Below are 23604 nucleotides of genomic sequence, written 5' to 3' on the forward strand. Positions count from 1 at the left end.
CCTCCCCGCTTGCGGGGAGAGGGCCGCGACGAGCTCGTCGGCGGCGCGGCGAGGCGGGGGAAGGCCTGCGTCACAGCACCCGCACCCGCGGCTCCGCCCGGGGCGTCAGCAGCAGGTGCGTCAGGGCCCAGACGAGGGCATCGAGGCGGTCCGGCGAGGCTCCCGTCGAGAGCCCCCCGGGGCCGAAATCGCAGAGTTCGTCTTCCAGCGCCGGCAGGGCGCCGACATGGTGGACACGGCCCTGCGCGTAGAGCAGCGAGACCGGCTCGGCCCTGAGATATTTTCCGCGCGTGGCCCTGACGGACGTCACGGGCACCGACGAATCCATCTCGGCGAGAACCGTCGAGACCATCTCGCCACCCTGGTTCACCTCGACGACGAGGGCGTCGGCGCGGAGCTGGTGGTAGAGCGTGAGCGCGATGCGGGCCCAGCGCTCCGGGGGCGCCTGTTCCACCGTCGCGTCGGCGACGACGTAGGCGGCCCCGTCGCTACCGATCCCGGCAGCGACGATCCCGCAGGCATCGGCGCCGGCGCGGGAGGAAACCGGCGGGTCGACCGCCACCACCACGCGCATCAGGATCGGTGCCGCCGTGACGCGGGCCGCTTCGATGACGTCGCGGGTCCAGAGGGCGTCGGGCCGATCCTCGATCAGCTCACCGTCGAGTTCCTGCCGGCCAAGCCGGGTGCCGGCGTAGCGCCCGACGACGGTGTCGAGAAAATCCGGCGCCAGATTTGGCGCGTTGTCCGCGGTGCGCGCCCGCGTCACGACGGTCCGCGGATCCGAGAACAGCCGGCGCAGCAGCGGGATCGGCCGCGGCGTCGTGGTGACGAGGCCACGGGGGCGGGTGCCGAGGCGAAGGCCGAACTGGATCATGTCGAAGGCCGCATCGGCATGGCGCCACTTCGCCACCTCGTCGGACCACGCCGCTCCGAACTGGGGCCCGCGCAGGGAATCCGGCTCCTCGGCCGAGAAGGCCAGCGCCACCGCGCCGTTGGCGAATTCGAGCCGCCGCCGCGAGGGCTGCCAGAGCGGGCGCGCACCACCGAGAATCGGCAATGCGAGGAGGCCGGACGGCCCTTCGATCATCACGTCGCGGACATCCGCATAGGTCTCGCCAATCAGCGCGATGCGCCCGACCGGTCCATGAGCGAGGGCGAGGTCGCCGTGGGCCAGCGCCCGCACCCATTCCGCACCGGCGCGGGTCTTGCCCGCACCGCGCCCGCCGACGAAGGCCCAGGTCGTCCAGTCGCCCGGCGGCGGCAACTGGTCGTCGCGAGCGAGCGTCAGCCAGTCGTGCTCCAGCAGGCGCAGGAGGTCAGGATCCAGGGTTTCCAGCAGCGGGCGTGTCCGGCTGCTCGACGACAAACGCCTCAATCCGTCGCGCAAGGCGAGCGCGGAGGGCGGCGAGATCCTGTGGGGAGCCGCCATCCGCATCTCCGTCGGTATCCGGTTGGCGTGCGGCGGGCGCGAGATCGTCGAGGAGACGCTTGAGGCCGCCGAGATCGCGCAGGATCTTTGCGGTATCGATATCGGCCGTGGTGTCGGCGGCACGCAGCCTGTCGTCGAAGACGGCGATCTGGCGGGCGATGTGGACGCGGAGCGCGGCGTCGAGCGTGGCGAGATCCGGCACGTCGCCGCTTGGTCCGAGGCCGCTGCCATCCTTGACCGCCGCGAATCCGTAGGCCGACATCAGCCGCGAGACGCCACGCGACGGCCGACTTGCCTTGGCCGGTCGTCGCTTCACGCCCTCTGGTATCGCAGGTTTCTCTCGGACGGCCGCGGGGTGTCGTTCTGCGATCTGCTTGGCGCCCCGCGAACTGGGCCGGATGCAAGCCTTCCGGTTCCAGTCCCATACCGTCCCGTATGGGATGCCGTTGCGCGCTGCGATCAGGCGAAGGCTCAACCCGGTGTCGCGCAGCATTCCTTCGACGGCCGTGCGGGTCTCCGGCGGATAAGGGCTGGAAAAAGCCATTCCCGCCTCCGCCGTCTCGTCACACCTCTGGAACGTTCATGTTTTGTACCGGAGGAGCGTGCCGGTGTCAATCCTTAATTTCCTAGGACAGGCCGATCACGCGATGGAAGTCGACACCGATGCGCATGCGAGCACAGGAACTGATGCGGCACTGCAACCACGGCCTCAGTTCCCCGTTGGCTGTTCACGATTCCAGAACTAGCCTCACGACCGAACAGCGACAGAGCGGCGCGAAGCCGTCCCAAGGGTCTCGAACAAGCTCAGGAGTGAACCGTGGCGAGCGAGACGACGAATCCGGGAGACGACGATCGCCCCGTGATCCTCCTGGTGGAGGACGAGGCGCTGACGATCATGGATCTGGGCGATGTCCTCGAAGACGGCGGCTACGACACCCTGCAATGCGCCTCGGCCGAGCGAGCGCTGAGCATCCTTCAAGCGCGCCCCGACATCTGCGGGCTCGTCACCGACGTGGAATTGTCGGGCAAGGCCAACGGTTTCGATCTCGCCAACTCGGCCTCGCAGGCACGTCCCGAACTGCCGATCCTGATCGTCTCGGGCCGCGCCGCGCCCGATCCGGACCGGATGCCGGAGGGTGCGCAGTTCATCGCCCGCCCCTGTGCCGGCGAGGACATCTTGGCCCGGCTCAAGGGGCTGATGCCGACATGCTAGACCGTGTCTCAAAGGAACGAAGAGCCGGATAACCGTTACGTCATCGCACCGTCACGGTTGGACTGGCAGAAGCCCTCGAATCGAGCAGCGTCGGCAGGCGTGACCGCTCGCATGTCTGTCGGGGGGAGCATCTGTCATGTCGGCGAGGCAGGTTGAGCCGGCGGACGCGTCTGTGACCGGTCCGTCCGGCGAGACGCGCGGCGGTGAGTCTCTCGAAAAGGACAAGCGCGGCGTGAGCAAGGGCGGCACCGGCAAGGACGGCAAGCAGGCCAAGCCGATGCGGGCCCCCGCCTCGAAGAGCGTCGGTTGGGCCCTCGTTCAGGCGGCCCGCCTTCACCGCGCCCGCGTCGGCGACCGGTTGGCCGCCCTCGACCTCTTCGCCGGGCAGGAGCAGGTGGTTCAGGCCCTGGCCGTGGCCGGGTCGATGACCATGGGCGATCTCGCCGCGACCTTGCGCGTGCGCCCACCCACCGCATCGAAGACGATCTCGCGGCTGGCTGCTTTGGGCTTCGTCGAGCGCCGGGCGGAAGCGGGCGATGGCCGCATCGTGCGCGTGCGTCTCACAGAGACCGGCCTCGCCAAGGCGGCGGCGATCGAGCGGATCTGGGACGAGGTTGAAGCCGAGTTGCTCGACGATTTCGAGGGCAAGGAGAAGCGCCGCCTGCGCAAGCTCCTGCGCAAGGCCGCCGGCAACCTCGCCGAGGCGGCGGGCGTTACCGGCCACGAGGCCGATCCGGAAACCGACGGCGACCCGGATCCAGACGATGAGACCGAGACGCTGATCGGTCCCGTCGCTTCGGACGCGGTGGCGCGTCCGGTATAGTCTTCGTCAAAGCCTGTCTTGCCGCGACACCTCTGGCGACACGAACGATCCTCATGCCGAGATGCCCGCGCCAGCGGGCCTCATCCCCGATGCCGCCGCCTGTCGCGGCGACGGCGCCTCATGAAACGATCAGTCGCGTCCGTCCGACGCACGCGCGAGGCGAAGCGCCCGCAGACGCTCGGTGCGATCGTCCACCGCCCGCCGGTCGGCTTCGATCTCGCCCCAGATCACGGCCGCTTTCGCCTGCTGCTCAGCCGCCTTGGCTGCTTTGGTCTCGGCGCGGTCGATATTGTGGCTCTGGTCGCGGGACATTCCAGCTCCTGTATTGTGTCTCAAGCTTAGATAGGGTCGGTTCCTGTCCGGGACGAGCCTCCCGACGGCCAAGCTGCGGTGTCGGACGAGACTTTCGACGTTTGGCGTGGCGTCCGGCAGCCGATTCCGCCAGATACCGGGTCGATGACCCTGCCTGCTCCAAGCGTCCCGACCCCGGACACCCGCGCTCGGCGGGACCGGCTCGTCGGCATCGGACTGATGTGCCTGGCCCCGATCTTCTTCGCCGGCCTCGACGCGTCGGGAAAGATCCTGGCCCGCGAGGGCGTCGATCCGCTGCTGACGACCTTCATGCGCTATGCGGTGAACGTCGCGCTCGTCACCGCAATGCTCAATCCGGTGACCCGGCCCGGCGTCGCCCGCACCCGCCGCCTGCCCCTGCAGGTGGCGCGCTCGCTGCTGCTGTTCGGTTCGACGGCCTGCAATTTTCTGGCTCTGCGCTCGCTTCAACTCGCCGAGACGGTGTCGATCCAGTTCGCGGCGCCCCTTGCCGTGGCTCTGCTCGCCGGTCCGCTCCTTGGGGAATGGTCGTCCCGCCGGCGGCTCGTCGCCATCGCCGTCGGCTTCCTCGGGGTCATCGTCATCGTGCGGCCGGGGCTCGGCACGATGCAGCCGGCGCTGCTCTTCTGCTTCGGCAACATGAGCTGCTACGCGCTCTACATCGTCGCGACCCGCAAGCTCGCCGCCTACGATTCCAGCGCGACCACGATCTTCTATTCCGGGCTCGCCGGACTTCTGCTGATGAGCCCGCTGCTGCCCTGGATCTGGACGGCGCCGGCTTCACCCCTCGCCTGGACGATGCTGGTCGGCGTCGGCCTGTTCGGCACCGCAGGACACTGGCTGCTGGTGCTGGCGCATGCCCGTGTGCCGGCCAACGTGCTGGCGCCGTTCATCTATACGCAGATCCTGTGGTCGGTCCTGCTCGGCTTCCTGGTCTTCGGCGACGTGCCGAGCGGCTGGACGCTGCTCGGATCGGCGATCATCGTCGGATCGGGCCTCGCGCTCCTCGCACAGGATGCCGCGCACCGGCGTCGCACGGTCTGAAAGCGGCCGGACGGCGCGCCCGGCCGCTCCCGACCACTCAGCGATGACGGCGGTGATAATGGCCGCGATGCGAGCGCATCCGGGTGCGGTAGGCGCGGCGGCCCGGATCGATGCCGAGAACGCCGTTGACGCCACCGACGGCTCCGCCGACCGCGCCACCCACGATTCCACCGACCGGACCGGCGACGCGGTTACCCTCGTCGGCGCCGCGACGCATGCCGCCGGGAACGCCCTGGGCGTCGGCTGCGCTCGACAGGGTCAGGGCGGACAGGGCCACCGTGGCGGCGATGAGCAGATGTTTCATGCGGGACTCTCTTCGTGTTGCGATTGGGTGCTCCGCTTCTCGGATCGGCGCAGAAATCGTCGAATTTGATGGGCACGGATCCCGAAGTCGTGGGTGCTCAACGGCCAAGTTCGAAAAAGGTCCCCGCGATTCCGCACCAATCGTGATCGCATGGTGAACCGGCGACGCGCCGTTCGTTCCTGCGATCCGACGGTGCGGGGGACGGGTCGCCGCGACGGCATGCCGTTCTCCGGAAACCGAATTCCACTTTCCAGCATGATGTTCTAGAAGCGCACCATGCTCGACGCATGCGATCCTGCCGACGCGCCGCCGCGTCTTCGAATTACCGGCCCGGCCTCCGCCTGAGCACCGCACATGACGCGCGGCCGGGCGTGAGATGCCGGATCGGCCAGCAGGTGCGCACGAGCGTCCCGACGGCCCGCCTCCTGTCGAAGCGCCGACCAAGACGAGCAAGACCTCTCCGATGACCGAATCCGCTCCCGACGCCGCGCTGCCGGATGCCGACGCATCTCCGGCGCCGCGCGACTATGCGAAGACGCTGTTTCTGCCGAAGACCGAGTTCCCCATGCGCGCCGGCCTGCCGACGCGCGAGCCCCTGTTGCTGCAGCGCTGGGAGCGGAACGACCTCTACGGCCAAATCCGCGCGGAATCGGCCGGACGGCCGAAATTCGTGCTCCATGACGGCCCCCCCTACGCCAACGGGGCCATCCATATCGGGCACGCGCTCAACAAGATCCTCAAGGACGTGATCGTGCGCTCCCAGGGCGCCCTCGGGTTCGACGCCAATTACGTCCCCGGCTGGGACTGCCACGGCCTGCCGATCGAGTGGAAGATCGAGGAATCCTATCGCGCCAAGGGCCGGAACAAGGACGAGGTCCCGGTCCTCGAATTCCGCCAGGAGTGCCGGACCTTCGCGGCCCACTGGCTTGGCGAGCAGCGCAAGGAATTCCAGCGGCTCGGCGTGACCGGTGACTGGGCGCACCCCTATTCGACCATGGCCTACCCGGCCGAGGCCCGGATCGCCTCCGAGCTGATGACGTTCGCGGTCACCGGCCAGCTCTATCGCGGCTCGAAGCCGGTGATGTGGTCGGTGGTCGAGAAGACCGCGTTGGCCGAGGCCGAGATTGAATACGAGGAGCATGTCAGCGACACGATTTTCGTCGCGTTCCCATGTAAAATGGTGGCTCGAAACGGTTCAACGTTAGTTCCTGGACAAACTGAATGGAACAATTATGGAAAGTTGGAGCCGGTCCAGGACAAGCTCTTGCCGACATACATTGTTATTTGGACAACTACTCCTTGGACGATTCCTGGAAATCGAGCAATCGCCTTTTCGCGTAAAATATCTTACGGCCTATATCGCATCACGAATGCATCGATTGAAAATTGGGCAAAAACAGGCGCGCAGTACATAATCGCCGACAATCTTGCTGAGGCTGTTTTCAAAGCTGCTCGCGTTGAAACATACGAGCGTGTGGCGGATGTAGATACTAAGGCTCTCGCCGTTGGTGAATGCGCTCATCCGCTTGCAGCAATCGACAGCAGATATGAATTTCGAATCCCGCTCCTCGACGGCGACCACGTCACCGACGAAGCCGGCACCGGATTCGTGCACACAGCGCCGAGCCATGGTCGCGAGGACTTTGAAGTCTGGATGGCCAATGGCCGTCAGCTCACGCAGCGCGGCATCGAGACCCGCATCCCTTACACGGTCGACGCCGACGGCGCCCTCACGGAGGAGGCGCCCGGCTTCACCGGCAAGCGTGTGCTGAACGACAAGGGCGAGAAGGGCGACGCTAACAAGGCGGTCATCGCGGCGCTCGCCGAGGCCGGGGTCCTCATCGCCCGCGGCGTGCTGCGCCACCAGTATCCGCATTCCTGGCGCTCGAAGAAACCGGTGATCTTTCGCAATACGCCGCAATGGTTCATCGCGATGGACAAGCCCGTCGATGCCCTCGGCAACCGCACCCTGCGCGAAGTCGCCTTCGAAGCGATCGAAGCGACGCAATGGGTGCCGCCGCAGGGCAAAAACCGCATCAACGGCATGGTCGGCAACAAGCCGGATTGGGTCGTCTCACGCCAGCGCGCCTGGGGCGTGCCGATCACGGTGTTCGTGAAGACGGGCACCAGCGAGGTTCTTCGCGATGAGGCGGTGAACGCCCGCATAGCCGAGGCTTTTGCCGCGGAAGGTGCCGACGCCTGGTTCTCGGACGCCGACGGCGCACGCTTCCTCGCGCCCGACTATGACCCGGCCGACTACGAGAAGGTGACCGACGTCCTCGACGTCTGGTTCGATTCCGGCTCGACCCACGCCTTTGTGCTCGATGACGCCGAGGCCTTTCCGGGCTTGTCCGGCGTGAAGCGCGTGCGCGACGGCGGGCAGGACCGGGTGATGTATCTCGAAGGCTCGGACCAGCATCGCGGCTGGTTCCAGTCCTCGCTGCTCGAGTCCTGCGGCACGCGGGGCCATGCGCCCTACGACGTGGTGCTCACCCACGGCTTCGTCCTCGACCCCAAGGGGGAGAAGATGTCGAAGTCGAAGGGCAACGTCGTCGCGCCGCAGACCGTCATCAAGGAATCTGGCGCGGACATCCTTCGGCTCTGGGTCTCGGCTTCCGACTATTCGGACGACCTCCGCATCGGTCCGGAAATCGTGAAGACGTTCGCCGAGACCTACCGAAAGCTGCGCAACTCGCTCCGCTGGATGCTCGGCTCCCTCGCCCACCGCGTGCCGGGCGACGACGTGGAATACGAAAGAATGCCGGAGCTGGAGCGGTTCATCCTGCACCGGTTGGCGCAGCTCGATGGCGAGATCCGCGAGGCTTATGCGGCCTTCGACACCAAGCGGATCGTGGCCCTGCTCAACGGCTTCCTGACCGGCGATCTCTCCGCCTTCTATTTCGACGTGCGCAAGGACGCGCTCTACTGCGACCCGATCTCTTCGCAGGTGCGCCGCGCCGCGTTGCAGGTGATCGACGAGGCGTTTCGCCGTGTCGTGATCTGGCTGGCGCCGGTGCTAGCCTTCACGGCCGAGGAGGCCTGGCTCGATCGCTTCCCGTCGGAGGACGGTTCGGTGCATCTCCAGACCCTGCCGGAGACGCCCGCGGCATGGCGCGACGAGGCCCTCGCCGCGCGCTGGCAGAAAATCCGAAAGGTGCGCCGTGTCGTGACCGGGGCGCTCGAGATCGAACGCGCCGGCAAGCGTATCGGCGCGAGCCTGGAAGCCGCGCCGACGGTCTTCGTCGCCGATCCCGACCTGCTCGCCGCCCTCGCCGGCCTCGATTTTTCCGAGGTCTGCATCACCTCGGGCGTCTCGATCGAGGCCGGCGAGGGTCCCTCCGATGCCTTCCGCCTCGACGAGGTCAAGGGCGTCGCCGTGGTGCCCGCCCTTGCCGAGGGCCGGAAATGTGCTCGCTCCTGGCGGGTCTCGCCGGAGGTCGGCTCGGATCCCGCCTATCCCGACGTGACCCCGCGCGATGCGCAGGCGCTGCGCGAATGGGATGCGGTCCATCCGGGTGTGGCGGCATGAGAGACGCCAGCACCAACCCCTCTCCCCTCTGCGGGAGAGGGTGGCCCTCGCGTCAGCGAGGGTCGGGAGAGGGGAGCGCCCTCTCCGGAACTGTCGCTCCCCTCTCCCGGCCCGCTTCGCGGGCCACCCTCTCCCGCAGAGGGGAGAGGGGTCCGTGCGTGGAGAATCGGCTGTGACCCCCTTCCGCCTCGGCCTGCTCGCAGCCTTCCTGACGCTCGCCATCGACCAAGCCTCGAAACTCTGGCTGTATCTCCGCACCGACCTCGTGCTGACGCAGCCCTGGGCCGTCGCGCCGTTCACTGACTTCGTGGTCGTGTGGAATCGCGGCGTGTCCTACGGGATGTTCCAGCAGGAGGGCGATCTCGGCCGCTGGCTGCTTGTCGGCCTCTCCATCGTCGCGGCGCTGGTGCTCGGGTTCTGGATGAGCCGATCCGGCACGCGGTTGCTGGCCGTCGCCCTCGGGCTGATCGTCGGGGGCGCGATCGGCAACGCCATCGACCGAGCGGTGTTCGGCGCCGTGTTCGACTTCATCCACCTGCATGCCGGCGACTGGTCGTGGTACGTCTTCAACATCGCCGATGCCGCGATCGTGGCGGGTGTGGTCGGGCTGATTCTCGACAGCCTGATGCCGGAGCGGAAGGCCGATCGGCAACACGATCTGCCGGGCGCTTCCAATCCCCGGTCCTGAGCCTTTCGGCGCAAGAAACCGCCTTACCTTCGCCCGAAAACCGGCTCACGCCGGAATCGTCGGCGACCGTGCATTCAAAACGATTCTGAGCGGCCGCAACCTGAGGGCAGCATGATCGCGCAGCGCGGGATTCTTTCGGTCGTCACGGGCACTTTTGCGCTCGGCCTCTTCGCCGTTGCTCCAGCGCGCGCAGCCGAAGGCGAGTTCATGCGCGACGCCATGAGCAGCATCGGCCTGATCGAACCCGAGCGCCCTCCGATCACCTATCGCGAGCGCGCACCGCTGGTGATGCCGCCGGCTCTCGGCAAGAAGGCCGCGGTGAAGAAGCCGGCGAAGGGCAAGGGCGCCGAGGCCCCGCCGGTCGATTACGCCACGATGCCGCTGCCCCTGCCGCAGACGCGGCAGGACGATCCGCAATGGCCGAAGGATCCCGAGATCAGCCGGCGCGAGCGCGCGGCCATCGATGCCAAGAAGCCCATCGTCCGCGGCGCGCAGGGCCGGATGAACGACAACAACGAGACCCTGTCGGCCTTCGAGATGCAGAACGGGCGCAAGGCCGGCGCCGGTCTGTCGAGCGAACCCGCGCCCAGTCCCGGCGAAGCCCGCGAATCCACCTGGATGAACCCGCTCAAGCTGTTCTCCGGCCGCAAGGACGACGACGAACCCTCCGCGATCGAGCCCGACCGCGACGGGCTCACCGACCCGCCGAACGGCTACCGCAAGCCTCCGATCAAGGCCGCGAAGGCACAGGGGGGGCCCGTCGGCAACTCGATCAGCGGCAACGAGGAAGCCGATCCGCGGGCCTTTACCCGGGCTCAGAGCGCGCGCTGAGCCTCTTCGCGCCGGCCGGTCCGGGGCAGCGACACGACGACCCGAACGCCGCGATTCCGCACGGGTCGGGTGGCCAAGAGGTCACACACTACGGTACGGGTCTTGCCCCGGCTATCGATCCTCGCGACAGTCCGGGCCGCGATATACGTCGAGAACGGCCGCACGAAGGACGCCAGGATGCATCTCTACCGGAAGGCCAATGTCCTGCTCGGGCCGCAGCGCGGTTTCGCGCATGCCGGCCGCGTGGAGGCCGCGCCGTTCGGACGCTCGGAGGCCGGCGGCCCCGAGGTGACGTCCTTCGTGCTCGATAACGGCCTCGACGTGGTCGTCGTGCCCGATCACCGCGCGCCGGTGGCGACGCACATGATCTGGTACCGCAACGGCTCGGCCGACGATCCGCTCGGCCAGTCGGGCATCGCCCACTTCCTCGAGCACCTGATGTTCAAGGGTACCGAGCATCAGCCGGCCGGCGCCTTCTCGAAGGCGGTCTCGTCGCTCGGCGGCCAGGAGAACGCCTTCACCAGCTACGACTACACCGCCTATTTCCAGCGCGTCGCCCGCGATCACCTCTCCACCATGATGGCGTTCGAGGCCGACCGCATGGGCGGTCTCGTGCTCACCGACGACGTCGTGGCGCCCGAGCGCGACGTGGTGCTGGAAGAGCGCCGCATGCGGGTCGAGACCGACCCGAACGCCCAGCTCTCCGAGGCCATGGCCGCCTCGCTCTTCGTGCACCATCCCTACGGCATCCCCATCATCGGCTGGATGCACGAGATCGAGGAGCTGAACCGCCACCACGCCATCGACTACTACAAGCGCTTCTACACGCCGGAGAACGCCATCTTGGTGGTCGCCGGGGACGTGACGCCCGACGAGGTCCGGCGGCTCGCCGACGACACCTACGGCCGGGTCACCCCGCACGGCTCGCGGCCGCAGCGCCGGCGGGCGCGCGAGCCGGAGCCCAAGGCGCTCCGCCGCATCGCGGTGGCCGATCCGAAGGTCGAGCAGCCGACCCTGCAGCGACTCTACCTGACGCCGTCCTGCATGACGGCCCGCGACGGCGAATGCCACGCGCTCGAACTGCTGGCCGAAGTGCTCGGCGGCGGCGCCACCTCCTATCTCTACCGCAAGCTCGTGCTGGAGACCGGCGTCGCCGTGAATGCCGGAGCCTGGTACATGGGCTCGGCGATCGACGATACGCGCTTCTCGGTCTACGCGGTGCCGGCCGAAGGCGTCAGCCTCGAACAGCTCGAAGAGCATGTCGACAAGGCCCTGCGCGGTGCCGGCGAGGCCCTGTCGCCGGAAGCGATCGAGCGCGCCAAGACCCGGCTCGTCGCCGAGACGATCTACTCCGCCGACAGCCAGTCCTCGCTCGCCCGTATCTACGGTTCGGCGCTGGCCATCGGCGAGACCGTCGACGAGGTGCGCCGGTGGCCGATCGATATCGAGGCGGTGAGCAAGGAGCGGTTGGCGGCGGTGGCCGAGCGCTACCTCACCCCAGCCCGCTCCGTAACCGGCTACCTGATGAAGGCGAAGGAGCTCGACGCTCCCGTGGTCGCAGCCGCAGCCTGATTGTTTTTCGACGCCGGCGACTCTCGAGCCGCCGCGTCACTGCCCGAGACGCCGAAGGACCCGTTGGATGAACCTCGCCGAGACTGGCACCCGCACCGCGTCGTCGCCCACCCAGGCGATGCCGGTGGCGGCCGCCCGCGGCATCGAGGCCTGGCACGTTCCCTCGCCCGTGGTCCCGATGATCGCCATCGCCTTCACCTTCGAGGGCGGCGCGGCACAGGACCCCGAGGGCAAGGCCGGCACCGCCCAGATGCTGGCCCGGCTCCTCGACGAGGGCGCCGGCGATCTGAGCTCCGACGCCTTCCAGGAAGCGCTGGCCGCCCGCGCCATCGAGCTGCACTTCCATGCCGGCCCCGATTCCGTCGGCGGCTCGCTGAAGATGCTGGTGAAGCATGCCGACGAGGCCATCCGCCTGATGGCGCTGGCCCTCAACGCGCCGCGCCTCGACCCCATCGCCATCGAGCGCGTGCGCTCGCAGATGACCGCAAGCCTGCGCTACCAGCAGAACGATCCCGGCGTGATGGCCTCGCGCCGCTATTTCCGGGAGGCGTTTCCGGGCCATCCCTATAGCCGCCCGTCCTCCGGCACGACGGAGAGCCTCGCGGCGATCACCCGCGACGACCTCGTCGCCATGCACAAGACCCTGATCGGCCGCGGCTGCCTGAAGGTCGCCGTCGTCGGCGCGGTCGAGGCCGACGGGGTCGCCGCGATGCTGGAAAAAGCCTTCGGCACTCTGCCGGAGAAGGCCGCGCTCACGCCGGTCCCTGCCACGCATATCCACGATCTCGGCCGCCGCATCGTCGTCGATCTCGACGTGCCGCAATCGGTGATCCGCTTCGGCCTCGGCGGTGTCGCGTGGCGCGACCCGGACTTCATCCCGGCCTATGTGCTGAACCACATCCTGGGCGGGGGCGCCTTCACCTCGCGGCTCTTCCAGGAAGTGCGTGAGAAGCGCGGCCTCGCCTATTCGGTCGGCACCTCGCTGACCTCGCATCGCGCCGTTGCCATGACCTGGGGCTATACCGCCACCAAGAACGAGCGCGTGGTCGAGGCCCTCGACGTGATCGGCGACGAGATCGCCCGCCTGATCGCGGACGGTCCCTCGGACGACGAGTTGCAGAAGGCCAAGGACTACCTCACCGGCTCCTATGCCCTGAGCTTCGACACTTCGACCAAGATCGCCAACCAGCTCGTGCAGATCGCCTTCGAGGGCCTCGGCATGGACTATATCGCCCGGCGCAACGACATGGTCGCAAGCGTGACGCAGGACGACATCCGCCGGGCTACGGGACGCACCTTCGCGGATGGGAAAATGCTGGTGGTGGCGGCTGGGCGGCCCGTGGGGCTCTGAGCCCGACTTAACGTATTGTCGCGCCTTCGTTCTACACCTGCTGTCATCCCGGGGTGCCGAAGGCGAACCCGGATGACGACGTCATGACCTGGCAGCACTGGAACGGGCCTATTGTGGCCCCTGCTTCGCGAACTCCGCAAACACCCCGCGCAGCACCTTGAGCCGCGTCTCGTAGACCTGACGCAGGCAGGCCGTGTCGGCCGCGCAGGTGCCGCGCTCCTTCAGCCAAGATTCCTGGTCGTCCTGAAGCTGCGCGCGGTTTCCCATCGCCAGGACGCTCTTCAGGATCTCGAAGCGCACGGCCAGTTCGACGTCGAGGTCGTTGATGGCGAGCGAGGCGCAGATCGCCTTCTCATCGGGCGTCGCGGCCTTCTCGCAGGGAAAGCTGGCGGCCTGGGCACCGACGGTGCCGACCATCAGCCCAAGCATCACGATCGGCAGGCGGAAGACACGGGTCACGACAGGCCTCGACGTCGAGAGCAAAAAAGAATCAGCCGCCCGGCTTCACCACCGCCAGGATGACGATGAGGATCATCAACAGCGTCGGCACTTCGTTGATGATGCGGTAGAACTTGGTGCTGCGCCTGTTGCGGTCGGCGGCGAAGTCCTTGACCATCTTCGAGAGCCAGCCGTGGATGCCGGTCATGGCGAAGACCAGGACGAACTTCATCTGCAGCCAGTAGGAGGTGTAGTAGCCGCTCTTGATCGCCAGCGTGATGCCGAAGATCCAGGTCAGGATCATGGCCGGCGTCATGATCGCCTTGAGCAGCCGCCGCTCCATGATCTTGAAGGTCGCCGATTGCAGCTCGGAGCCCGACGGCAGGCCGGCATGGTAGACGAACAGCCGCGGCAGATAGAGCATCGCCGCCATCCAAGCGATCAGCGCGACGACGTGGCCGGCCTTGATCCAGAGGTAGAGGTTGTCCACGGGCTCGAAGGCTTCCGGCTGAGAGGGGCTTTTTGCGGAGAAGGCCGGCCGAGATGCCGTCCGTCCGGGGCATCAGCCTGGAGCGGTTCCAATAGCCCGGCTCACTTCGCGCAGTCGAGGCCCGCTTTTCGGATCAGGCGCCTTCTCTGAGCCGGGCGAGCATCCGCTCGACATGGGCGACCGGCGTCTGCGGCGTGATGCCGTGGCCGAGGTTGAAGATGTGCGGCAGGCCCTTGGTGGCTGCCAGGATCCCGTCGACCTCCGCATCGAGGGCAGCGCCACCCGCGATCAGGGTTTCCGGATGCAGGTTGCCCTGCGTGACGGTGGTCGTGGGGACGCGCGCGCGCAGAGCCTTGAGATCGACACCCCAGTCGACGCCGACGGCGCTAGCGCCCGTCTCCGGCACCACGCGGGCATGTCCGTCGAGACCGGAGCCGCGGCAGAACACGATGATCTTTGCGTCCGGCACCTCGGCCCGCACGCCCGCGATCATTTTGGCGATGGGCTGCAGCGACCAGCGCGATAGCGCATCCTCGCCCTCCGGCAGGACGCCGGCATGGGATTCGAAGATCTGAACGGCGTCGGCGCCGGCGCGGAACTGCCGGATGAGATATTCGGTCTGGACCCGCACGAGCCGGTCGATCAGCGCCTCGACGAGCTCGACATCGCTGGCGGCCAGTGCCCGTGCCGGTGCGAGATCCGGCGTACCACGCCCGCCGATCATGTAGCTCGCCACAGTCCAGGGCGCTCCGCAGAAACCGAGCAGCGTGGTCTCCTGGGGAAGTGCCGCCCGGATGCTCGTGACCGCCTCGAGGACGGGCGCCAGATGCGAAAAGATCGCGGCGTCGCCGACATCGCGCAGGCGGTCGAATTCCGGCCGACCCTCAAGCGCATCGAGGCGAGGGCCTTCGCCTTCGACGAAGCGCACGCCCTGGCCGAGCGCGTGCGGGATCACCAGGATGTCGGAAAACAGGATCGACGCCTCGAAACCGAAGCGGCGGATCGGCTGCAGGGTCACTTCGGTGGCGAAGGCCGGGTTGTAGCAGAGGTCGAGGAAGGAGCCGGCTTCCGCCCGCGTCGCCCGGTACTCCGGCAGGTAGCGCCCGGCCTGACGCATCATCCAGGCCGGCGGCGGCGAGATCGCCTCACCGGACAGCACCCGCAGGACCTTGCGGTCCTGTGCCCTCACCTCACCCATCGCGTTTCCGATCCCCGTCGTCTCGTTCCCACAAGCATACAGCCAAGCGTCTCTTCGAAAACCCTCCTTGCGCGTCCTTCGGCCGATCGCGACGTCGCAATCACCCCACAGGCCCTTTCCTGAAGAGAAGAGAGACTCTTAGACTCTGTTTCTTCTCCTGGAGGCATGAGTCATGGGCTCGCAAAGCCATCCACAGGCTCTCCCCAGCGTCACGGCGTTAAGGGGGCTTTAACGGATCCGGTCTAGTCTTCTGCAATCGCGAGCCTCGCCAGCAGCTTGCCTGAAGCTGCCCGTCCGACGACGTGGCACGGTCCCGGATTCTCCCAATCGTCCGCTCACACGAGTCGGACTCGACGGGCTGTTGACGCAGGAGTCGACAAGACGGGTCTTCCGCCGCTGGACCCTTCTCAGAAGCCGGCTTATCCCCATCCGTCGACTCCCTTGGCCTGAGCCTGGGGACAAGCTGCCGTTTCGCCGGTCCGCGAGCGCGCAGGGGAAAAGCGAATTCGCGATGAGCCGCAGCTACTTCCACCTCCATCTGGTCTCGGATTCGACCGGGGAGACGCTGATCAACGTCGGCCGGGCGGCGGCGGCCCAGTACGAGGGCGTCTCGGCGATCGAGCACGTCTACCCGCTGGTGCGATCCCGGGCGCAGCTCGAACGGGTGATCTCCGAGATCCAGGCGGCCCCTGGCCTCGTGCTCTACACCCTCGTCGATCAGGAACTGATTGCCCGGCTCGACGAGGCCTGCCGCGAGACCGGTTCGCCGACGCTCAACGTGCTGCAGCCGGTCCACGCCCTGCTCCGCTCCTATCTCGGCGCGGATTCAACGGCCCGGCCGGGGGCACAGCACATGCTGAACGCCGAGTACTTCAAGCGCATCGACGCGATGAACTTCACCCTGGCGCATGACGACGGCAACCTCCCGCCGGATCTCGACGAGGCCGACGTGGTCCTCGTCGGCGTCAGCCGCACCTCGAAGACGCCGACCTCGATCTATCTCGCCAATCGTGGGCTCAAGACCGCGAATTTCCCGCTGGTCCCGTCGATGCCGTTGCCGGCCTCGCTGGCCAACACCCGGAAGGCGCTCATTGTCGGGCTGATCGCCTCGCCGGAGCGGATCGTCCACATCCGCCAGAACCGTTTGCTGAGCCTGAAAGCCGACGACAACTCGATGTATGTCGACCGCAGCGCCGTCGCCGACGAAGTTGCCGCATCGCGAAAACTCTGCGCGAAATACCGCTGGCCGACCATCGACGTGACCCGTCGTTCGATCGAGGAAACCGCGGCGGCGATCCTCGATCTCTATCGCGAGCATCGCCTGAAGTTCATCGCGACGTGAGCGACAACGCACACCGTCTCTGGCTCGGGGCGAGGCCGCTGATCCTCGCATCTGCCAGCCGCACGCGGGCGGCGCTTCTAGTTGGCGCCGGTCTCGTACCGGAATCGATCAGGCCCGATGTCGAGGAGCGCCGTATCGAGGCCGATGCAGGCGATCTCGCACCGATCGACCTCGCTATCCGCTTGGCAGAGGCCAAGGCTGAGGATGTCGCCGGGCGGCATCCGGATCGCGTCACGGTCGGCGCCGACCAGGTGCTGGAGATCGACGGAACGGTGCTCCACAAGCCGGCCGACCTGCGGGAGGCGGCAGACCATCTCGCCCGTCTTCAAGGCAGGACGCATGCGCTCCATTCGGCAGTCGCTCTCGTCGCCGGAGGGACGACCGAGACGTTTTGCGAAACGGCCCGGCTGACGATGCGGCCGCTCGACCATGGAGCGATTGCAGCCTATCTCGCCCTGGCCGGCACGGAACGGGTGACGTCGAGTGTCGGCGGCTATCAGCTCGAAGGCCTTGGCATCCACCTTTTTTCGCGGATCGACGGCGACCATGCAACGGTGCTTGGCCTGCCGCTGATTCCGCTCCTCGCGAGACTACGCGGCAGGGGGCTTCTGGCGATCCGATGACGGAGACGAGTCCCAGGATGCCGGATCACGATCACCGGCACGCTCACCACGACCATGCGCATCACGGTCACGGCCATGCCGGACACAGCCATGCGCCGAAGGATTTCGGGCGCGCCTTTGCCATCGGGATCGCCCTGAATGTCGGTTTCGTCATCATTGAAGCCGGCTATGGATTGGTCGGCAACTCGATGGCGCTCGTTGCCGATGCCGGCCACAACCTGTCCGATGTACTCGGTCTCGCCGCGGCCTGGATCGCCTCGGTGCTGGTAAGACGACGGCCGAGTACCCGCTTCACGTACGGCCTTCGCGGCTCTTCGATCCTCGCGGCTCTGTTCAATGCGGTGTTCCTGCTGATCGCCACCGGGGCGATCATGCTGGAGGCGGTGCAGCGGTTCTTCGATCCGGCACCGGTTGCCGGTGTCACCGTGATGGTGGTGGCCGGGATCGGGATCGCGATCAACGGGTTCACCGCCTGGCTCTTCGCCTCCGGCGGACGCACCGACATCAACATCCGCGGCGCTTACCTGCACATGCTGGCCGATGCGGTGGTGTCGGCCGGGGTCGTCCTTGCGGGCCTCGTCATCCTCGCCACCGGTTTCGACTGGATCGATCCGGTGGTCAGCCTGGTCATCGCCGGGTTGATCGTCTGGGCGACCTGGGGGCTGCTCCGCGACAGCCTCGGCATGGCGCTGTCGGCCGTACCGCCGGGCATCGATCCGATCGCGGTGCGTGCAAGCCTGGAAGCCCGGCCCGGCGTGAGCGCGCTGCACGACCTCCACATCTGGCCGATGAGCACGACGGAGGTCGCCCTGACCGCACATCTCGTCATGGCCGACGGCGCCCTGCCCGATCGTTTCCTGCGGGATACGGCGGACACGCTTCGACATGACTTCGGCATCGCCCACGCCACCCTGCAGATCGAGCGCATCGGCAGCGCCGATTGCACCCTCCCCGCGCAATGCGAGGCATGATGCGCAAAGCCTTCGTCGCCGGACACCCGATCGGTCATTCCCGCTCGCCGTTGATCCACGGGTACTGGCTGGCGCAGCACGGCATCGCCGGGTCCTACGAGCGCATCGACGTCCCGCCGGACGGTTTTTCAGACTTCCTGCGCGACGCAGCCCAGGCGGGTTTCATCGGTGGCAACGTCACCATTCCGCACAAGGAGGCGGCCTTCCGGCTGGCCGACACCCTTACGCCGCGGGCAAAGAAGATCGGGGCGGTGAACACGATTGTCATCGGTGACGATGGCCGCAATCACGGCGACAACACCGATGCGCCGGGCTTCATCGCCCATCTCGAACAATCGTTCGGTATCGATGGGATCGAGCGTCTAGGCGGAATGGCGGTCGTCCTCGGTGCGGGTGGCGCGGCCCGTGCCGTCGTCGTGGGTCTCGCAGAGCGGGGTTTCTCGCGGATCCGCGTCGCCAACCGCACGCCGGAGCGGGCCCGGGCGCTGGTCGAGCTCGATCCCGAGCGGATCGAAATCCTGGATTGGGCCGTGTTGCCGGAGGCGCTGTCCGAGGCGCGGCTTCTGGTGAACACCACGGTGCTCGGCATGACGGGCCACCCGAGCCTCGACATCGACCTCGCGCCGCTACCGGACACGGCGGCGGTGGCGGATATCGTCTATGCGCCCCTGGAAACATCGCTCCTCGCCGCGGCCCGTACACGGGGTCTCGCTGCGGTGGATGGCCTCGGCATGCTGCTGCATCAGGCCGTACCGGGCTTTTCGGCTTGGTTCGGCGTTCGGCCCGCGGTGACTCCGGAGCTTCGCGCCCTCGTCGTGGCGGACCTCGCGCGGTGAGCGACGCGCAGCCGAGGGGCCGAAAACCCAGAAAAATCCTCGGACTCACCGGCTCGATCGGCATGGGCAAGTCGGCGACGGCCGCGCTCTTCGCCAAGCGCGGCGTGCCGGTCCACGACTCGGATGCGGCCGTGCATCGCCTCTACGAACCCGGCGGCGGCGCGGCCGAGGCGATCGGCGCGGCGTTTCCCGGAACCCTGGAACCGAACGGCGGCGTCGACCGGAGCGCGCTGCGCGAGGCCGTCCTCGGAAACCCGGAGGCGCTGCAGCGGCTGGAAGCGCTGGTCCATCCGCTCGTCGGAGCGGAAAGCCGTGCCTTCCTCGAGCGGCATGCGAATGCGCCCCTCGTCGTGCTCGACATCCCGCTGCTGTTCGAGACCGGTGCCGAGACGCGGTGCGATGCCGTCGTGGTCGTCAGCGCCCCGGCCGAGGTGCAGCGTGCCCGCGTCCTCGCCCGGCCCGGCATGACCGAGGCGGCCTTCGCGGGAATTCTCGCCAAGCAGATGCCGGATGCCGAGAAGCGCCGGCGCGCCGACGTCGTGATCGATACGAGCCACGGTTTCGAGCGGGCCGAGGCCGAGGTGACGGCGCTCATCGCGCGGTTAACGGATTCGCGGTAGGCTCGGCCAGGCTCCAACGCGAATTCCGGAAAGACATGCTGCGCGAGATCGTCCTCGATACCGAGACCACCGGCACGGATGCGAAGGGCGGCGACCGGCTGATCGAGATCGGCTGCGTCGAGTTGATCAACCACATCCGGACCGGCGAATACTTCCACCGTTTCGTGAATCCGCAGCGGGCGGTCTCCGAGGGAGCCTTCGGCGTCCACGGCATTTCCGATGCGTTCCTCGCCGACAAGCCGCTGTTCGGCGATATCGTCGATGCGTTGCTGGCCTTCTGCGGCGACGCGCGGCTGGTGATCCACAACGCCGCCTTCGACGTCGGCTTCCTCAACATGGAATTCGCCCGGCTGAAGGTCTCGGCCCCGCCGCCGATCGCGCTCGGCGACGTGGTCGACACCCTGGCGCTCGCCCGCCGCCGGCATCCCGGCGCCGCCAACAGCCTCGACGCACTGTGCAACCGCTACGGCATCGACACCAGCAAGCGGACCAAGCACGGAGCGCTCCTCGACGCCGAGATCCTGGCCGAGGTGTATATCGAGCTGCTCGGCGGCAAGCAGACCAGCCTCGGCCTCGCGGCGGTCGCGCCGGACGGCATGCGCCACACCGACGCTGCCATCGCTCGCGGGTCGGAAGATCCGGCGAGCCTTGCGCGTCGACCCATGCGCAACCGCCTGACCGACGACGAACGCAACCGCCATACCGCCTTCGTGGCGACGCTCGGAGGAAGCGCGATCTGGAAGGAATATCTCGGCGAGGAATCGCCGTAAGCCGACCTCAGCTCTTCCAACCCTTCAGCGCCGCGAACGGACTGTCCGATTCCTTCGGCTGCGGCGGGCACAGGATGGGTTCGATCTGGGCTGCCGCGTCGGAGAGTGAGAACGCGCCGCCGTTCGGCAGCTTGCCTCCGGCGGAATCGGCGTGGCCGCCACCCCTGAATTTGCGCGCTGCCTCCAGGGCCGATCCGTTGCGGGAGCGGAACGACATGCCGCCGCCGCGCGAGGCGTTGATCACGCGCTCGGCGTCGCCGCGCTCCATGATGTGATCCGACACCGCCTGGAAGACGCCGCCGTCGAGGCCGAAGGAGAGCTTGGTGCCGTCCGGCAGCGTGCGGAACAGCGCTGGCGAGCGGGACAAAGCCGCGTGCAACCGCGCCCGCGTCGTGAGGGCGGCGTCGTCGCTGGGTTCGTCGGACAGCAATGCATCGGCGACGCCCTTGCGCAGGCTCGCCACCTTCAACTCGATCTCGGCCGGCGGCACGTTCGCGGCGAGTTCGGCCGCGATCGCCATCAGTAGCTTGTCGAGGAACAGGTCGTGCCAGGGATGGCCGGCCGGAACGTAGGCTGCGCTGCTCTCCCAGAGTACCTCGTTGCAGAGGATGCCCTGCCGGAAGGCAGGATCAGCCTTGCGCCAGAGGTCGAAGGCATCGATGGCGGCGACGAGGGCGGCGAGTTGCGTTTCCTGCCCGGGATCGAGGTCGCGGTCGGAGATCAGGGCGCGGTTCTCGAACATCATGCGGGTCGCGCAGCGGTCCGTATCGATCGCGACATGCACCAGGGGGTCGCCGGCGTCGAACAGGGCCGGCCCGCCGGTCGCCTCGGCGGGGAATGGCGCCAGGCCCTGCGCCGCGAGATGTTCCACGGAGGAGGCATGGTGGTCGAGCACCACGAGGCGGTGGCGGCGCTCCTCCGACCGCTTCAGGTTCGCCGCGACGAAACCCTTGATGAAGCGGACGGCGTCGGCCTCGAGGCTGAGGTCGGTGACGAGCAGCGTCTCGGAGCCCGCCGCCTTCGCCAGCCGCTCGCCTTCGGCCTGCAGCACGCCGCCGACGTCGGAGTAGCGCGGCACGTGGACCACCCGCGCGACGTCCGCGACATGACCCGCGACGATGCAGGCTCCGTAGCCGTCGAGGTCGTGATGGCTGATCTGCGTGATGGTCACGGATGCGTTCCTGGCCGTTGCTGCGCCCGCAGATGCTCCGGGTTCGGGCCGGGCACAAGCGGCGCTTTCGTATCCTCTCCCCTATCCCACCCACGACTTTAACCCTCAGGCGCCCGCGTCAGCGGGCCTCGAAGGGTCCTCCAGCAGTCTCCGAGTTCTCTGGAGAACCCTCGAGGTCTCCGCTGCGGGCAGCACCTCAGGATGAGGTCGAGCTTGGGAGGCCGCTTGGCTGAGGATTCTCCTATGCCGCGAGATCCTCGCGGCGGCGCACGTCCGAAAAGGTACGGCCGTCTTCGAAGCGATACGCGACGTTCTCGGAGAGGCGGCCGTTGGCGCGGACCTGGATCGCGACCGGGCGGCTCAGTTCCTCACGGCGTTCGAGCGCCTCGGCCACCGTCATCGGGGCGGGACGGGTACCGCCGAGGCCGCGCCACCATTGCACCGCCTTCTCCCGCTCGTAACCGGAGGCTTCGAGGGCGAGTTCGACCCGGTAGCCCCCGTCCCGGCAGCGGAACTCGGCTTCCAGACGATCCTCCAGAAGTCCTGCGCCGCGGCCCAGGCGCCAGGCCTCCACGGGCACCCAGCCGGTGACGGCGGCCGACAGGATCGTGAGTTCGTCGTCGGCCTCCGCGTCGTGTATGGCGTCGCCGTCCTCCATGTCCGGCTCGATCCAGCAGCCCTCGCAGGTGCTGGCGTTGAGGGCGATCAGGGCGCCGCAGCCCGGGCAGGCTTTTGCGCGCGTCTCGCCGGGCGTCTTGAGTCCGAGGGCCACGCTGCGGGCGCTGACGACGTCGACGGGGCCGTGGGCGCGCACCAGCCCGGCATAGTCGAGGATCAGCGCGTCGGTCTTGCCCGGCGCCCGGCGGAGCGCCCGGCCGACCTGCTGCACATAGAGCCCGGCGCTCTGGGTCGGGCGCAGCAGCGCGATCAGGTCGACCTCCGGCACGTTGAAGCCGGTCGACAGCACGCCCACCGAGGTCAGGCAGCGGATCTCCTGCGCGCGGAAGGCCCTGACGATCCGGTCGCGCTCGCGCTTGGGCGTCTCGCCGGACAGGGTCTCGCAACGGATCCCTTCCGCCCGCACCGCGTCGCGTACGGCGGTGGCGTGGGCGATTCCGGCGCAGAAGGCGAGCCAGGAGCGCCGGTCGCGGCCGTAGCCCACCATCTCCTCCACGGCGGCGCGGGTGATCCAGTCGCGGTTGACCGCCGCCTCCAGCGCCGCCGGGATATAGTCGCCGCCGCGCTTTCCCACCCCCGAAACGTCGAGTGCCGTCACCGTCGCCTTCGAGATCAACGGCGCGAGCCAGCCCTGGTGGATCAGGTCGCCGACATTGGCCTCGTAGACGATGCGCTCGAAGATCCGGCCCGCCCCCTCGTCGAGCCGGCCGGAATCGAGGCGGTAGGGCGTCGCCGTCAGGCCGACGATCCGCAGTTCGGGATTTCGCGCGCGTGCGCCGGCCAGGAAGCGGCCGTAGCTTGTCTCGGCCGAGCGCGGAATCAGGTGGGCCTCGTCGACGATCACGAGGTCGAACGGCGCCAGTGCCTCGACGCGGTCGCGCACCGACTGGATGCCGCAGAACAGAATCGGCGCCTCCGCGTCGCGTCGGCCGACCCCGGCGGAGAAGATGCCGGCCGGCGCCTCGGGCCAGTAGCCCATGAGTTCGCGGTGGTTCTGGACGATCAGCTCGCGCACATGCGTGACGATCGCGATGCGCGTGCCGGCCGCGCGCCGCATCGTCTCGCGCACGAGGGCGGCGATCACCAGCGCCTTGCCCGCCCCCGTCGGCAGCACGATCAGCCCGCCGCCGCCGCCGTCGCGCCAATGGGCGTCGAGCGCGTCGAGGGCCGCGCGCTGGTAGGGGCGAAGCTGGAGCATGGCGGCTGTCTACAGAGCCGTGGCCGATGAGAACAGAGGGGGATCGTATCGTGTGTCCTCGGCCCCGTCATACCTTTCCTGGTTGTTCGAAGCGGGCTCCGCGCATCCCCTCGCCCCGCCTGCGGGGAGAGGAGATGCGCACGACCGAACCAGTC

23 protein-coding genes are annotated in these 23604 nt (G+C 67.9%); 14 read left to right on the top strand and 9 right to left on the bottom strand.

Annotation, left to right across the window (positions count from 1 at the left end; genetic code table 11):
* Positions 1-70: 70 nt before the first annotated feature.
* Complete coding sequence (locus tag MHA02_RS03595) at positions 71-1336, bottom strand: DNA-packaging protein (protein WP_238180211.1); 1266 nt, start codon at positions 1334-1336, stop codon at positions 71-73.
* Positions 1317-1745 carry a hypothetical protein gene (locus tag MHA02_RS03600; protein WP_170249000.1) on the bottom strand — a complete coding sequence of 143 codons (429 nt, stop codon included), beginning with the start codon at positions 1743-1745 and terminating at the stop codon, positions 1317-1319. Before MHA02_RS03600 ends, MHA02_RS03595 begins: the two co-directional genes overlap by 20 nt.
* A gap of 501 nt (positions 1746-2246) precedes the next feature.
* Here MHA02_RS03600 and MHA02_RS03605 point away from each other — a divergent pair.
* Positions 2247-2642, top strand: coding sequence for a response regulator (locus tag MHA02_RS03605; RefSeq protein ID WP_147076618.1), 396 nt, complete (start codon positions 2247-2249; stop codon positions 2640-2642).
* Between the two features lie 136 nt (positions 2643-2778).
* Positions 2779-3465 (top strand): MarR family winged helix-turn-helix transcriptional regulator, encoded by a 687-nt coding sequence (locus MHA02_RS03610; protein ID WP_174804644.1) that lies wholly within the window; start codon positions 2779-2781, stop codon positions 3463-3465.
* A 129-nt stretch (positions 3466-3594) separates the two neighbouring features.
* Here MHA02_RS03610 and MHA02_RS03615 read toward each other — a convergent pair whose 3' ends face one another.
* A complete protein-coding gene (locus MHA02_RS03615; protein WP_147076620.1) occupies positions 3595-3777 on the bottom strand; it encodes a hypothetical protein in 183 nt (60 codons plus the stop codon).
* 144 nt (positions 3778-3921) lie between these two features.
* On the opposite strand from MHA02_RS03615, the gene MHA02_RS03620 reads away from it, so the two are divergent.
* Positions 3922-4839: a DMT family transporter gene (locus tag MHA02_RS03620; protein ID WP_147076622.1), complete on the top strand. Its 918-nt coding sequence runs from the start codon at positions 3922-3924 to the stop codon at positions 4837-4839.
* Between the two features lie 37 nt (positions 4840-4876).
* Here MHA02_RS03620 and MHA02_RS03625 read toward each other — a convergent pair whose 3' ends face one another.
* Entirely contained in the window at positions 4877-5143 is a 267-nt protein-coding gene (locus tag MHA02_RS03625; protein WP_147076624.1) for a hypothetical protein, read from the bottom strand.
* A 463-nt stretch (positions 5144-5606) separates the two neighbouring features.
* Here MHA02_RS03625 and ileS point away from each other — a divergent pair, with 463 nt between their 5' ends.
* The 5 genes from ileS (at position 5607) to MHA02_RS03655 (ending at position 13114) form a co-directional block, all read left to right on the top strand.
* The gene (gene ileS / locus MHA02_RS03630) at positions 5607-8672 is read left to right on the top strand and encodes an isoleucine--tRNA ligase (protein WP_147076626.1); all 3066 of its coding nucleotides are present in this window, start codon (positions 5607-5609) and stop codon (positions 8670-8672) included.
* A gap of 172 nt (positions 8673-8844) precedes the next feature.
* Complete coding sequence (lspA, locus tag MHA02_RS03640; RefSeq protein WP_147076628.1) at positions 8845-9360, top strand: signal peptidase II; 516 nt, start codon at positions 8845-8847, stop codon at positions 9358-9360.
* Between the two features lie 111 nt (positions 9361-9471).
* Positions 9472-10191, top strand: coding sequence for a hypothetical protein (locus MHA02_RS03645; RefSeq protein WP_238180206.1), 720 nt, complete (start codon positions 9472-9474; stop codon positions 10189-10191).
* A gap of 177 nt (positions 10192-10368) precedes the next feature.
* A complete protein-coding gene (locus MHA02_RS03650) occupies positions 10369-11763 on the top strand; it encodes a M16 family metallopeptidase (protein WP_147076630.1) in 1395 nt (464 codons plus the stop codon).
* A 67-nt stretch (positions 11764-11830) separates the two neighbouring features.
* On the top strand, positions 11831-13114 hold the full coding sequence (locus MHA02_RS03655; protein WP_147076632.1) for a M16 family metallopeptidase: 1284 nt from the start codon (positions 11831-11833) through the stop codon (positions 13112-13114).
* Positions 13115-13222: 108 nt separating this feature from the next.
* On the opposite strand, the gene MHA02_RS03660 is transcribed toward MHA02_RS03655, so the two are convergent.
* The 3 genes from MHA02_RS03660 to hemE form a co-directional block, all read right to left on the bottom strand.
* On the bottom strand, positions 13223-13543 hold the full coding sequence (locus tag MHA02_RS03660; RefSeq protein ID WP_147076817.1) for a lysozyme inhibitor LprI family protein: 321 nt from the start codon (positions 13541-13543) through the stop codon (positions 13223-13225).
* 61 nt (positions 13544-13604) lie between these two features.
* Positions 13605-14042: a protoporphyrinogen oxidase HemJ gene (hemJ, locus tag MHA02_RS03665; protein WP_147076634.1), complete on the bottom strand. Its 438-nt coding sequence runs from the start codon at positions 14040-14042 to the stop codon at positions 13605-13607.
* 133 nt (positions 14043-14175) lie between these two features.
* Positions 14176-15240 carry a uroporphyrinogen decarboxylase gene (gene hemE, locus MHA02_RS03670; protein ID WP_147076636.1) on the bottom strand — a complete coding sequence of 355 codons (1065 nt, stop codon included), beginning with the start codon at positions 15238-15240 and terminating at the stop codon, positions 14176-14178.
* A gap of 511 nt (positions 15241-15751) precedes the next feature.
* Here hemE and MHA02_RS03675 point away from each other — a divergent pair.
* Genes MHA02_RS03675 through dnaQ form a run of 6 tightly spaced genes read left to right on the top strand, consistent with a single transcriptional unit; the run spans position 15752 to position 20402 of the window.
* Positions 15752-16582 (top strand): pyruvate, water dikinase regulatory protein, encoded by an 831-nt coding sequence (locus MHA02_RS03675; protein ID WP_147076638.1) that lies wholly within the window; start codon positions 15752-15754, stop codon positions 16580-16582.
* Positions 16579-17205 carry a Maf family protein gene (locus MHA02_RS03680; RefSeq protein ID WP_147076640.1) on the top strand — a complete coding sequence of 209 codons (627 nt, stop codon included), beginning with the start codon at positions 16579-16581 and terminating at the stop codon, positions 17203-17205. The genes MHA02_RS03675 and MHA02_RS03680 overlap by 4 nt, the downstream gene beginning before the upstream one ends.
* Before the next feature lie 17 nt (positions 17206-17222).
* Entirely contained in the window at positions 17223-18176 is a 954-nt protein-coding gene (locus MHA02_RS03685) for a cation diffusion facilitator family transporter (protein ID WP_147076642.1), read from the top strand.
* Positions 18173-19012 carry a shikimate dehydrogenase gene (locus MHA02_RS03690; protein WP_147076644.1) on the top strand — a complete coding sequence of 280 codons (840 nt, stop codon included), beginning with the start codon at positions 18173-18175 and terminating at the stop codon, positions 19010-19012. The genes MHA02_RS03685 and MHA02_RS03690 overlap by 4 nt, the downstream gene beginning before the upstream one ends.
* Positions 19009-19632, top strand: a complete 624-nt coding sequence (gene coaE, locus MHA02_RS03695) for a dephospho-CoA kinase (protein ID WP_280177955.1) — start codon at positions 19009-19011, stop codon at positions 19630-19632. The genes MHA02_RS03690 and coaE overlap by 4 nt, the downstream gene beginning before the upstream one ends.
* Before the next feature lie 35 nt (positions 19633-19667).
* Complete coding sequence (gene dnaQ, locus MHA02_RS03700; protein ID WP_147076646.1) at positions 19668-20402, top strand: DNA polymerase III subunit epsilon; 735 nt, start codon at positions 19668-19670, stop codon at positions 20400-20402.
* Positions 20403-20409: 7 nt separating this feature from the next.
* Here the strand turns inward: dnaQ and MHA02_RS03705 are convergent, their stop codons facing one another.
* Positions 20410-21573, bottom strand: a complete 1164-nt coding sequence (locus MHA02_RS03705; RefSeq protein ID WP_147076648.1) for a dimethylmenaquinone methyltransferase — start codon at positions 21571-21573, stop codon at positions 20410-20412.
* 241 nt (positions 21574-21814) lie between these two features.
* The gene (locus tag MHA02_RS03710; protein WP_147076650.1) at positions 21815-23449 is read right to left on the bottom strand and encodes a DEAD/DEAH box helicase; all 1635 of its coding nucleotides are present in this window, start codon (positions 23447-23449) and stop codon (positions 21815-21817) included.
* Between the last annotated feature and the right edge of the window lie 155 nt (positions 23450-23604).

The sequence above is a fragment of the Methylobacterium haplocladii genome (assembly GCF_007992175.1).
In the GTDB taxonomy this organism is placed as follows: domain Bacteria; phylum Pseudomonadota; class Alphaproteobacteria; order Rhizobiales; family Beijerinckiaceae; genus Methylobacterium; species Methylobacterium haplocladii.